Origin of the sequence: Dysgonomonas sp. 521, from assembly GCF_010501055.1 — a bacterium.
Lineage (GTDB): Bacteria > Bacteroidota > Bacteroidia > Bacteroidales > Dysgonomonadaceae > Dysgonomonas.
In genome coordinates this window covers 1-11927 of the sequence record NZ_QVMO01000008.1, presented here as the reverse complement: position 1 = coordinate 11927, position 11927 = coordinate 1, and the positions used below count along the sequence as shown (strand labels likewise).

Sequence of the window (11927 nt, the reverse complement as noted above, 5' to 3'; positions counted from 1 at the left end):
AAGGTTGAAATCACTTTCAACCTTTCAATTTTTTTTCTATTTCAGCTATTTCTTCCCTGAATGTTTTATCAACCTCCATCTGCTCTTTTACTATTTTGCAGGCATGGAGAACTGTAGCGTGGTTCTTCTTCCCTATCAGGGATCCGATCTGAGCCAAAGACATTTCCGTATAGCTCTTCGACAGATACATCGTCACTTGCCTTGCCTGAACGATCTGGCGCTTTCTGGATGCTGTATGAATCAGTTCGGTCTTGATGTTGTAAAAATCACAAACGACTGTCTCTATTGCATTTACAGTTATTTTTTTCGCTTCTATCTTCTTTATCGCCTGTCCGATAACCCGTCTGGCCAGAGGTAAGTCTATCTCTTTGTTGTAAACCAAAGAGTGAGCCATTATGGAAACAATGATACCTTCTAGGTCGCGAGCATTATCGGTAACATTTTCGGCGATATAGTCCACCACATCTTCAGGAATAGACAATCCGTCATGCAATATCTTATTTTGAAGGATCTTCAGTCTAAGAGCTTTATCAGGATGATCGACTTTCGTAGTCAGTCCCCATCTGAAACGCGTCAACAAACGTTCTTCAACACCCTGCAACTCGGAAGGAGCCTTATCGGATGTCAATATCAACTGCTTGTTATTCTGATGCAAATGATTGAATATATGAAATAATGTGTTTTGAGTTTTCTCTATTCCAGCCAGTTCGTGAATATCGTCAATAATCAAGACGTCTATCCCCTGATAAAAATTGATAAAGTCATTTGTCGTATTATAGCGCCCCGCGTCAGCATACTGCACTTTGAACAAGTGAGCCGAAACATACAATACACGTTTATCAGGATACAGCTCCTTTATCCTGTTGCCTATGGCATGGCACAGGTGAGTTTTACCTACTCCGGATGTTCCATGTACAAACAAAGGGTTAAATGCTGTCTTTCCGGGATTCTTCGTTATAGCGTCGCCGGCAGTACGGGTCAGTTTATTACTTTCGCCTTCAAAGAAGTTGTCGAATGTATATTTATTATTCAGTTGCGAATCAAAATCATCAGCGACAACTTTCTGAAACGGATTGGGAACCTTATTTACGTTCTTGCTAATAACTTTATCGGTTGTAGATCTGGCATCGCCACGATAGTCGACCACTGTATTTGTCGTATTCTCCATAAGGATACGGTACTGTAATATAGTGTCGCTTCCTATCTCCCGGTACAGGGTAGCTTTGAGTAGATCTACAAATTTATCTTCTAAATATTCATAAAAGAACTGACTTGGAACTTGTATTGTAAACACTTTATTTTCATAAGAAAGTGGTACAATCGGCAGAAACCATGTCTTGAAAGCGGCCTCAGTGACGTTGTCCTGAAAGATCCTCAAACAATTAGTCCATAATTTCCGGGTTGATTCTAGTTCCATTTACTTTTACTGTGAATAAAAAAATGAATATTTATTAATTATTTCCGAATGTAAATTTCCACATTATTTTCAAGAAAAAAAAGTGAGGTTAAATTTGGTTTTCTTGATAAAGAAATATCTGATTTAAACTCAACCAGTTAGAGGCTTTTCTATAAATCAGCCCCTATGCCGGCCACAAAAGCCATAAGAATCAACGTCTTACAAAGGCACTCTGTAACGCAAATTCTTTTTAACATTCTCAATATTTCTCCCCAAAAGTATTAGTGTTACACTTTTAAAAAAAATGAACATTTTTTCTTATTTAGAACAATTCTAAATAAGCCTTTTTAGAAGACCTTTACATTAATATAACGGGACGGATTATCTTTCACATCTTTGAGCAACAATGACGCATTACTCATCGTGTTCACAATACTGTCATATAGCTGACGATCGTTCAATAAAAGCCCCAAAGAACCATCCTTAGAGTTCATCTGGGCAGATAAATTCTCTAAGCTTTTCACAGTCGCGTCCACAGATTTGTAGGTAGAGACCATGTCTATCTGGTTAAACTGCTTCGATACCCCCGTCAGGTCTGTAGAAACCTGGCTGAGATTTCCGGTAATTGTAGGGACATCTTTATTTAAGGCTGCCATCATCGTATTCAGCTGTTTGGTTGTCTTAGCCAGATCGCCTGTAATCTGGTTCACATCAGATAGCGACTGAGCCATAGCCGGACTATTGATCACAGCATTCAGGCCTGATAGTATAGAGTCTATTTTAGGGATCAGCTGTTGCACGCTCGGCATAATATTACCTGCCGCGTCTATCATACCCTTATTGCGTATGCCCACTATCGTATCTGAAGGAGATATTACTTCCGCGCTGTTACTTGTTTCCATCATTATAGTCGCCGAGCCAAGCATCGAAACATCAAGGATCATTTTACTTCCTTTCGGAATTTTTATCCCTTTATTCATATCGAGATAAGTGATAACCTTATTTCCATGTTTTGTATCCAGGCTCATAGACGATACCAAACCTATCTGGTATCCGTTTAATGTAACCGGTGTAGCCTGAGTGAGGCCTTCCACATTGTCGAAAACAACCATGTATGAATTGGATGGTCTGAATATGTTTATTCCCTTAAGGAAACTAATTCCATAATACAATAAGAATATTGCAATTATAAAGGCCATGCCTATCTTCATTTCTTTTGATATCTTACCCATAATTTTCTCTACTCTATGTTAGTGTTTTTTTAAATATGCTTTAATTATTTAACCCGTTCTCCGTTTTTAAATTTAAGGATGAATGCATCTTTAAATTTTGCCCTTACCTGTCTCTGTATTTTCACAATTTCGTTCATATCGGTAGCCGAGCCGTAAGTATATTTGTATGAATTACCTTCTTTATAATATGTAACTGGCGACAGTCCTTTGAATGCAGATGAATTAGCAGGCAGTTTTTTAGGCGAAATAAGGAACTGCACCCGGTATTCAATCTGATTGCCTGTGCTCTTACTATTTGATTCCGGATTACTTTTATCCGTCTTACTTTCCGACTTCACCGCCTTTGCAGGGACTACGGGCACTTCTACTGTTGCTGCAACAGCTTCTTTCACATCCGGCTTCTTATTATCTGATGTATCGTAAGAGAATTCATCTTTATCTTTTGGCTCTACAACTAATTTGCCTTGTTTCTTGTCAAAATCACGCTTATACTTCTTAAAGCCCGAATAAATGGCCGAGGCCATAGACTGCTGACCGGCTTTTGATGAAAGGAAACTGGCTTCAGATTGATTGTTTATAAAACCTAATTCGATAAGTACACTTGGCGCGCTGGTCTTTCTCAATACAAGGAAGCCTGCCTGACGTACACCTCTGTCGGCTCGGTTTGCCACACTCTGGAAGTCTGCCTGAACAAAAGACGCGAAGTGCAGGCTTTGTTCCATAAACTTATTGGTCATAAACTCAAATATAATAGACGACTCCGGCGAATTAGGGTCGAAGCCTTCATATTTGGTTGTATAATTATCTTCAAGCAAAATAACCGAGTTCTCGCGTTTGGCTACTTCCAGATTCTCCTCGCTACGGGCTAACCCCAATATATATGTGTCGGCACCCGACACGGCCGTTCTTTTTGCCGCGGTAGAGTTTGTATGTATGGATATAAATAAATTAGCCTTTGCCATATTCGCTATATCCGCCCGCCTATCCAGATCGATAAAAACATCCGTCTTGCGGGTATATACAACTTTTACGTCTTTATAGTTCTTCTCGATAAGCTGCCCTAAGGCCAAAGCTACACTCAGGTTTATATTCTTTTCTTTATATATGCCACGGGTAGCTCCTGTATCCTTTCCTCCGTGGCCGGCATCTATCACTACTACAAACTTGGAGTTGACAGAGTAAACCGTGCAACAGGCGATAAGTAAAAAAAGAAAAAAACTCAGGATCCTCTTCATTCTGTTTCTTATATGAATTATGCCTTGTATATCACTTCATTCTTCAACTCTTTTCCGGCAAAGAAGTCCGAAATGCTATCCAAGGTTGTACCTGCTATATTTCCCATGGCCTCCTGTGTAAAAAATGCCTGATGTGAGGTCACGATAACATTATTGAATGAGAGCAGACGGGCAAGTACATCATCCGTCATCACCGCATCCGAATGGTCTTCATAGAAGTACGCGCCTTCTTCTTCATATACATCCAGTCCGGCATAGCCGACTTTCCTGCTGAGAAGGCCTTCTATCAGGTGCTTCGTATGAATCAATTTTCCGCGGCCTGTATTTACAATCATAACCCCATCTTTCATCTTACTGATGGATTCGTCACAGATAAGGTATTCTGTTTCCTTTGTCAAAGGGCAATGTAGCGTGATTATATCCGAATTAGCATACAATTCATCCAACGTTACATACTTTATATTCGCCGATTCGGCAAAAGCAGTATCAGGATACAGGTCGTAAGCCAGGACGTTCATCCCCAAACCTTTAAACAAACCGATAGCTACTTTACCTATCTTACCTGTACCTATTACGCCCACGGTCTTCTGATACATATCGAATCCTTCGAACCCGACAAGTGAAAAATTACCGTCGCGGGTACGCAAAAAGGCGCGGTGTACTTTACGGTTCAGGCATAGCATCAACGCTAATGTATGTTCGGCAATGGCATGAGGAGAATAATCAGGCACACGCACTACCCGAACACCTTGCTTGGCCGCCGCCGCAATATCTACATTGTTGAAACCGGCACAGCGAAGCGCTATCAAATTCACGCCATAAGATTTCAACTTCGACACTACTTCCGCGTCAACCAGCGCGTTAACAAAAATACAAACGGCATCGGCGCCATTGGCCAGAATAACATTATTTATATCAAGATGTTCTTTGTGATATATTAATTCGAAACCATATTTTTCATTTACTTTGTCAAAAGTAGCCCTATCGTACGGTTTTGCATCAAAAACAGCTATTTTGTATGCCATAATCTTTGTTTTATTATTTCTATACTTTGGTTGCAAAAGTAAACAAAATAACTTTTATCCTCAAAACTATAAGAAAGCTATTTGTTTCGCAATGATATATTTAAAAGAATTTTCACATAAAAGTGTGATTTCAGGCTGTCTGTAGCGACTAATTATATAAGGAAATCAAATGAGGATATAGCAACCTGTTTATATCACTTCTTTATAAAAAACTCCGGAAGTCTTATTTTATAAGACACGGAATTCACTACTTCATACAAACAATAAAGGGAGCTTGTGAAAGCTCCCTTTGTTTAGTAACTGTTTAAATTTTATACGAATATTTTATTATACCTTTTTCTTCGTTCATTTTTAGGTTGTTTTAGGTTGTTTTTTCCTTTCACTCAACTCAAATAGCCCGCTATTATCGTTTCGTGGAAGAAAAAAAGCATCTCTAAAACATCTCTAAAAATTTGAACGAATAAAATTTAAACAGTTTCTATATTTGACGCAGTATTATTTTGCGTAACTTACTGCTCTTGTCTCGCGGATAACTGTGATTTTCACCTGACCCGGATAGGTCATTTCGTCCTGAATCTTTTTGGCTATATCTGCCGAAAGCTTTTCCGTTTCAATATCGTCGATCTTATCGGCACCTACAATAACCCTCAGTTCGCGGCCTGCCTGTATCGCGTATGTTTTTAATACACCAGGATATGACAATGCCAGTTGTTCCAAGTCGTTTAGTCGCTTAATATAAGCCTCCACGATTTCGCGGCGCGCTCCCGGACGTGCCCCCGAAATAGCGTCACAAACCTGCACAATCGGCGCTAACAAGCTTGCCATCTCCACTTCGTCGTGGTGAGCCCCGATTGCATTACATACATCCGGTTTCTCCTTATATTTTTCGGCAAGCTTCATACCTAATAAAGCATGTGGCAATTCCGGCTCATCGTCAGGCACCTTACCTATATCGTGCAACAGACCTGCTCTTTTGGCCTTCTTCACATTCAGCCCTAGTTCGGCAGCCATAATCGCGCAAAGGTTTGCAGTCTCACGGGCATGCTGCAACAGGTTCTGCCCATAAGAAGAACGGTATTTCATTTTCCCTACCAAACGTATCAGTTCGGGATGCAGGCCATGTATGCCCAAATCTATAGTCGTACGCTTTCCGGTTTCAATGATCTCTTCCTCTATCTGCTTCTTCACTTTAGCTACGACTTCCTCTATACGCGCCGGATGGATACGTCCGTCAGCAACAAGCTGATGCAATGCTAAACGGGCAACCTCACGCCTCACAGGGTCAAAGCCTGAGAGCACGATTGCTTCCGGCGTATCGTCTACCACGATTTCAATTCCCGTAGCAGCTTCCAATGCACGGATATTACGGCCTTCGCGTCCGATAATGCGTCCTTTTATCTCGTCCGATTCTATATGGAATACGGTTATCGCATTCTCTATGGCTGTCTCGGTAGCTACACGCTGTATCGATTGTACTACAATTTTCTTAGCCTCTTTGTTAGCAGTCATCTTGGCTTCTTCCATTATCTCATTGATATAGGATTGGGCATGTGTCTGTGCTTCGTCTTTCAGGGCTTCCACCAACTTCTCCTTCACTTCTTCGGCAGATAAGCCCGAAAGGGCCTCCAGCCTTTCTACTTCCTGCTTATGCAGTTTATCTAAATCCTGCTTTTTCTTCTCCACAACTTCTAGTTGCGCATCAAGATTCATCTTAATGGCATCTACTTCATTTCTCTTACGTTGAAGTTCTTCCTGCTTCTGATTTAGCCCTAACTCACGTTGCTTTATCTTACTTTCAGCAGCCTGCAACTTCGAGTTCCTGCTATTTACCTGCTTTTCAAATTCAGACTTCATTTGCAAAGCCTGCTCTTTTACTTCAAGCAACTTATTTTTCTTTATTACCTCTGCTTCCTGTTCAGCTTCTTTTACCTGACGCTTGAATTTCGAATTCGCCATAAAATTCAAAATTACCCACGTCAGAACAGCTCCGACAAGAAAGGCAATTACATACAATAATATATCCATATTCTATTTTTCTTTGATAAAAACTAATATTAATAAACTAAAAAACACTAATCCAAACATGGGATAACCCACATTTGAAATTAGTGCTCTAGATATTTTTCAATTTAAAATTTTACTTTACCTTATCTTTCAAATAAGCATCCAGTTCTTCCGTCAAACTTTTGATTTTAACCTCAAAAGATTCTGCACGCATCTGGTGTTCAACTTTCTCCACCACGGCCTGTATCGATGTCATTGCCATATAATCTATATCACGCAACGAACGATCGGAAGTTCCCGTAAAATAATTTTTATATTGTACTAACTTATAATCTATTTCTTCTGCAGCCCTGCGATAGGCCTCTTCTGCTTCGCGTTTGACCCGAAGAGGATATCTCATGTCAGCCACCCGTAGATTAATAATTAAATGTTCATCCATAACGTCATATTTATTTTTTAAGCTTTCAGCATGGTGATACATTTATCTACATCCCGCACTAATTTTGACAACTGTTTCTTTGCCTTGTCCCTTTCTTCTTCATTGCCCGATGAGAAAGATTTGGCAAATTTCAAATTATCATATTTTGTTCTCAGCCCATCTATTTCTGATGACAAAGCCTCAATCACAGCATTCTTTTGTGCAAGCTGCTGCCTTATCTGTGCATTTTCTTCTTTAAGCATATCACAGAGATACATCAATTGCCTCATTCTAATTTCGAATTCAGCAAGAAGCTTTTCATCATTTTTTGTCATAAAACGGCTAAAATGTTACACAAAAATAAATAATAGCAACGAATTAACAAAATTATTAACCTGCTTAATTCTTTAAAAAAAGATTTGCTATAAAATTTAAACAGACACTCAAACAAAAAGAGGTACTTATTCTATATGATAAATACCTCTTCCTTGTTAGTCTTTTTTGGGCTTTTTACAGTAAAACGACCTGCAAGTCGTCTTTTAGTTCGTTGAAGGCTATCTTACCTTCTCTTGCTAACCAACCAAGGGCTGCATACATGTCTTTTTCTGTTAATTTACATGCTTTCTTGATTTCCTTTAAAGATTTATTACCTTCTGCATCAAGATAAGTCCAAATAATACCTGCGTTTGTTCCAATTTTTTCTTTCATAATGGGTGCTAGTTAAAAAATTAAACTCGTTATTATTTTCGATACAAAAATACATAAAATAGACTAGTCAAACAATTTTATATTACATTTTTTAACCAAATCGCAGATTTATGACAAAACAGTTAAATATCGGTTTTATTTGGAGTTTAACCAAATTCTTGTAGTTTTGTGTAAAATTCATTGGTCTTGCGTTTTTTTAGCCTGCATAAGAAAAAAGAGTATGGCGACGAGGAACTCTTGTCGCTCTTTAAAGAAACGGGTGAAGCTGAATACTTTCAACAGCTTTACGAACGGTATATTCCCCTTATATACGGGTTATGCCTGAAGTACCTGCAAAACCCCGAAGAGTCGCAGGACGCCGTTATAGACATCTTCGAAAACCTTTCGCAGAAAATACATGGTTATGAAATTAAGGTTTTCAAGAACTGGCTTTATAGTGTTGTTAAAAATCATTGCTTTCACATCCTTAAAGAAAATAAAAGGGAAATTATAGTAAATTTCGACTCCCAATTTATGGAATCCGATAGCGTTTTGGATCTATTAAGTGAGGATGTGGATGAAGAAAAGGAGAATGCGCTGAACAAGTGCCTCGAGAAACTTCCCGAGCCTCAGCGTATATCTGTGGAAAAGTTCTTCTATGAAGACAAGTCTTATGCAGAAATAGTAGACGAGACCGGTTTTCATCTGAAAAGCGTGAAGAGTTATATACAAAACGGAAAACGGAATTTAAAAATTTGTATTGAGAAAAACCTGAAAGAATGAATTTTTTAGATTACATAAAAGGACAAAGAAAGGGCTCTGATGCTCATCGGATAGAAAAAGATTCGATGAAAGATCCGTTTATGTATGAAGCGATAGAGGGATTCGACAGCATTGACGACGACCATATAGCACGGATAAACAATATACAGAGACGCCTTGTAACCAAGACGAAAGCCGTCAGGAAAAAGCAGCACTCCATCTGGCAAAGTGTGGCCGCGTGCGCGGTTGTCATTTTCGCGGTAGGCGGATATATGGTCATAGGGTATCACAAATCCAACGACCTGCAAGCTCAGGATAAGGGAGTAAACTCCATTATCAATATATATGTACCCGAAGAGTATTATACGGAAAACATCGCTGTAATAGCCATGCATAATACTGAAGTGGCAAAGATACATAAGCCGAACATCAGCAAATTCAGGATAGACCAGAAGGCGATAGCTGTCAGCGAAAGGGAACTTACCGTATTAGCCGAACAGCAGGATGAAGCCCTCGTGGAAGTCTACGCCCCCGAAAACTTCAAGGATGAAGCCGGCATCTCCTCGCTCAGCATGAAACAAGGCAAGCCAGAACCCATGGGCGGATATGAGAAATACAACCTGTACCTGAAATACTCGATGCGCCGTCCTACCGATGACTCCTGCAAAGACAGGGAAGGAATGGTCGCCGTAGAGTTCTCTGTGGATGAGCAGGGCAAGCCATACCTGTTTGAAGTAAGGCAAAGCCTCTGCGGAACATGCGACAACGAGGCTATCCGCCTGATACAAAACGGCCCTAAATGGATGCCGGGCACTGAACGCGTAATGGTAAGGGTTGTATTCTAATCTTTCTTTTCGAACAGGTCGGGACGTAGTCGCTGAGTACGCTCTATGGCCTGCTGAAGTTTCCATTCATCTATCTTAGCCTGATGTCCCGACAGTAAGATATCGGGAACCTGCCAGCCCTTATACTTAGCCGGACGGGTATAGACGGGTGGTGCCAACAGGTTATCCTGAAAAGAATCGGATAAGGCCGATTGTTCATCCCCTATCGCTCCGGGCAGAAGCCGCACAATGGCATCCGCCATAACGGCTGCCGCCAGTTCTCCTCCTGTGAGTACATAATCGCCTATGGATATTTCGCGCGTGATAAGGTGTTCGCGTATCCTGTAATCAATCCCCTTATAGTGGCCGCACAGGATTATTATATTTTCATACGAAGACATCTGGTTGGCTATCTGCTGATTGAAGACCTCGCCATCGGGCGATGTATATATTACTTCATCATACTCCCTTTGTAGTTTTAAAGCAGCAATAACATTATCTACAGGTTCTATCTGAATAACCATCCCCGCTTCTCCGCCAAAAGGGTAATCATCCACCCTGCGATGTTTATTGGTAGTATAATCCCGCAGGTTATGGACGGCAAATTCAACCAGCTTCTTATCCTGTGCCCTCTTCAGTATGGAACAATCGAGTAGCCCGGTAAACATTTCCGGCAACACACTTATTATATCTATGCGCATAATCTCAAATAATATAACGCAAAGGTAAGCCTTTCAATTAATAATTGACAGTGAATAATTAATAATTGGGATACATAAAAGCATTGACACCTAATTTACAGATATTTACATACAAAAAGTGACAAAGGTGACACTATTTTGAATGTTCTACGATGTTACTTTTTCCTTACGGGATAAAAGCACGGCTTAGAGTCTGTTTAAATTTTATAGCAAATCTTTTTTATAGCTATTTTTAGATGGATTTTATCATTTTTGCCAGCAGGTTTAGCGGGCTAAACCAAGAGTAAAAAGGGAATTGAAAATCGGCGGAGCCAAAAAGACGCTAAAAAGAGCATAAAAAAAATTGCTAAGAACTATTGACCTGAACCTGTAATAAAAATTTTCGCTAAAATTTAAACAGGCTCTATGTCAAAGACCTTTTATATAAGATAATTATTTTCTAATTTAATCCGTAAAAAATCCAGAAGATCATTCCGAAATTGAATCCGGCATGGGATAATACTGCACCCAGTATAGAGCCGCTTTTTTTCCGGCAGAGGAAGAAGAAAAGGCTAAGGACAAACATTCCGGCAACCCACAACAGAGCCGGAACAGGCAGGAACTTCCAGACGCCTGATATATATACAATTCCAAAATGGGAGAGGTGCGTTACGGCAAAAGCCAGACTGTCGATAACAGACGCTTTTTTATCGCCAAAAGACTTCGAAAAACTTCCGTGTACAATACCCCTGAAAAACAATTCCTCCCCTATAGGACTAAAAATCATCCCGCTTATCGCCATTATCAGAAAATAGACCAACTTATCCTTCCCGGCAATCCCCACAGGTATATTATAGGAATTACCGATGTAGACATACCAGTTGCTATAGCTGGTGGAGTACAGGAAATAACCTAACAGGAATAACAATGACGCTATGATGAACCCGATAAACAAGGAATAAAGCAACCACATATAACTATCCGGCTTCGTCATCCCTATTTGCCTCCTCCCCTTCTTCGACAAGAAAATGAAAGGGGTAAGAGCCGAAAAAATCATTACATAAGAAACGACAGAATAGCTCCCTGTAACATTCGCCTCCAGTACTATTATAAACCTGATGGTACAAACAATAATAAGGAGAGCCAATCCGAATCTCCAATCGAATTTCAAAAATCTATTCCAGATGCGATTAAATTCCTGTGTCATTGCTTTTTTAGATATGAGAAACTGTAAAGATAGGAATACCTGAGAACCCTTGTCTTATTTTAACTAAAAATTGCACAGTACATGACAAAAAATATTTCATATACTTTCGAAGAGCTTGCTATGTTACCCTTACAGACAGGGTACTCAGAGAAAAGATTTGCTATAAAATTTAAACAGGCTCTTAATGCTAATACACACTTATTTTTTATATTTGCAACAAACACATTGCTATGAAACACATTCCTTTACTTATCTGCATTTTACTCCTGTCCTTTTCTTGCAACAAAAATACTCACTACAACAATATACTGACTCATGCCGAGCAGGTTACCCCTCTCTTCCCCGACAGTGCATTAAAGATACTAGTGTCATGTCAATTTGATAATGTCTGACAAATATCGTATATTTGCCACAAAAGCAACTATGGCAATACGATACAAAGTGACATTAACTGAGG

General features: G+C 39.7%; 12 protein-coding genes. 2 read left to right on the top strand and 10 right to left on the bottom strand.

All coding sequences use genetic code 11. From position 1 onward, the window contains the following. Positions 1–16: 16 nt before the first annotated feature. From dnaA to D0T84_RS04015, 8 genes are all read right to left on the bottom strand, one after another. The gene (gene dnaA, locus D0T84_RS04050) at positions 17–1417 is read right to left on the bottom strand and encodes a chromosomal replication initiator protein DnaA (protein WP_163306296.1); all 1401 of its coding nucleotides are present in this window, start codon (positions 1415–1417) and stop codon (positions 17–19) included. Between the two features lie 326 nt (positions 1418–1743). After that, a complete protein-coding gene (locus D0T84_RS04045) occupies positions 1744–2628 on the bottom strand; it encodes an MlaD family protein (RefSeq protein WP_163306294.1) in 885 nt (294 codons plus the stop codon). Positions 2629–2672: 44 nt separating this feature from the next. Continuing rightward, entirely contained in the window at positions 2673–3863 is a 1191-nt protein-coding gene (locus D0T84_RS04040) for an N-acetylmuramoyl-L-alanine amidase (RefSeq protein ID WP_163306292.1), read from the bottom strand. 17 nt (positions 3864–3880) lie between these two features. Continuing rightward, the gene (locus D0T84_RS04035; RefSeq protein WP_163306290.1) at positions 3881–4888 is read right to left on the bottom strand and encodes a 2-hydroxyacid dehydrogenase; all 1008 of its coding nucleotides are present in this window, start codon (positions 4886–4888) and stop codon (positions 3881–3883) included. 495 nt (positions 4889–5383) lie between these two features. Beyond that, positions 5384–6913: a ribonuclease Y gene (gene rny / locus D0T84_RS04030; protein WP_163306288.1), complete on the bottom strand. Its 1530-nt coding sequence runs from the start codon at positions 6911–6913 to the stop codon at positions 5384–5386. Between the two features lie 112 nt (positions 6914–7025). After that, a complete protein-coding gene (locus D0T84_RS04025) occupies positions 7026–7331 on the bottom strand; it encodes a cell division protein ZapA (protein WP_163306286.1) in 306 nt (101 codons plus the stop codon). Between the two features lie 17 nt (positions 7332–7348). Beyond that, the gene (locus D0T84_RS04020; protein WP_163306284.1) at positions 7349–7645 is read right to left on the bottom strand and encodes a hypothetical protein; all 297 of its coding nucleotides are present in this window, start codon (positions 7643–7645) and stop codon (positions 7349–7351) included. A 175-nt stretch (positions 7646–7820) separates the two neighbouring features. Further along, complete coding sequence (locus D0T84_RS04015; protein WP_163306282.1) at positions 7821–8018, bottom strand: winged helix-turn-helix domain-containing protein; 198 nt, start codon at positions 8016–8018, stop codon at positions 7821–7823. 186 nt (positions 8019–8204) lie between these two features. On the opposite strand from D0T84_RS04015, the gene D0T84_RS04010 reads away from it, so the two are divergent. Both D0T84_RS04010 and D0T84_RS04005 read left to right on the top strand, forming a co-directional pair. Then, a complete protein-coding gene (locus D0T84_RS04010; RefSeq protein WP_163306280.1) occupies positions 8205–8780 on the top strand; it encodes an RNA polymerase sigma factor in 576 nt (191 codons plus the stop codon). Beyond that, a complete protein-coding gene (locus D0T84_RS04005; RefSeq protein WP_163306278.1) occupies positions 8777–9604 on the top strand; it encodes an energy transducer TonB in 828 nt (275 codons plus the stop codon). The genes D0T84_RS04010 and D0T84_RS04005 overlap by 4 nt, the downstream gene beginning before the upstream one ends. On the opposite strand, the gene trmD is transcribed toward D0T84_RS04005, so the two are convergent. Together trmD and D0T84_RS03995 are read right to left on the bottom strand one after the other, a co-directional pair. Then, complete coding sequence (gene trmD / locus D0T84_RS04000; protein ID WP_163306276.1) at positions 9601–10284, bottom strand: tRNA (guanosine(37)-N1)-methyltransferase TrmD; 684 nt, start codon at positions 10282–10284, stop codon at positions 9601–9603. The two genes, D0T84_RS04005 and trmD, sit on opposite strands and share 4 nt — an antisense overlap. A 439-nt stretch (positions 10285–10723) precedes the next feature. After that, positions 10724–11470: a CPBP family intramembrane glutamic endopeptidase gene (locus D0T84_RS03995; RefSeq protein ID WP_163306274.1), complete on the bottom strand. Its 747-nt coding sequence runs from the start codon at positions 11468–11470 to the stop codon at positions 10724–10726. Positions 11471–11927: the final 457 nt, after the last annotated feature.

Bases quoted from the DNA above. Each gene is read 5' to 3' on its own strand.
- dnaA (WP_163306296.1), bottom strand. From the start codon at position 1,417: ATGGAACTAGAATCAACCCGGAAATTATGGACTAATTGTTTGAGGATC.
- D0T84_RS04040 (WP_163306292.1), bottom strand. From the start codon at position 3,863: ATGAAGAGGATCCTGAGTTTTTTTCTTTTTTTACTTATCGCCTGTTGC.
- D0T84_RS04025 (WP_163306286.1), bottom strand. From the start codon at position 7,331: ATGGATGAACATTTAATTATTAATCTACGGGTGGCTGACATGAGATAT.
- D0T84_RS04045 (WP_163306294.1), bottom strand. From the start codon at position 2,628: ATGGGTAAGATATCAAAAGAAATGAAGATAGGCATGGCCTTTATAATT.
- trmD (WP_163306276.1), bottom strand. From the start codon at position 10,284: ATGCGCATAGATATAATAAGTGTGTTGCCGGAAATGTTTACCGGGCTA.
- rny (WP_163306288.1), bottom strand. From the start codon at position 6,913: ATGGATATATTATTGTATGTAATTGCCTTTCTTGTCGGAGCTGTTCTG.
- D0T84_RS04015 (WP_163306282.1), bottom strand. From the start codon at position 8,018: ATGAAAGAAAAAATTGGAACAAACGCAGGTATTATTTGGACTTATCTT.
- D0T84_RS04005 (WP_163306278.1), top strand. From the start codon at position 8,777: ATGAATTTTTTAGATTACATAAAAGGACAAAGAAAGGGCTCTGATGCT.
- D0T84_RS03995 (WP_163306274.1), bottom strand. From the start codon at position 11,470: ATGACACAGGAATTTAATCGCATCTGGAATAGATTTTTGAAATTCGAT.
- D0T84_RS04035 (WP_163306290.1), bottom strand. From the start codon at position 4,888: ATGGCATACAAAATAGCTGTTTTTGATGCAAAACCGTACGATAGGGCT.
- D0T84_RS04020 (WP_163306284.1), bottom strand. From the start codon at position 7,645: ATGACAAAAAATGATGAAAAGCTTCTTGCTGAATTCGAAATTAGAATG.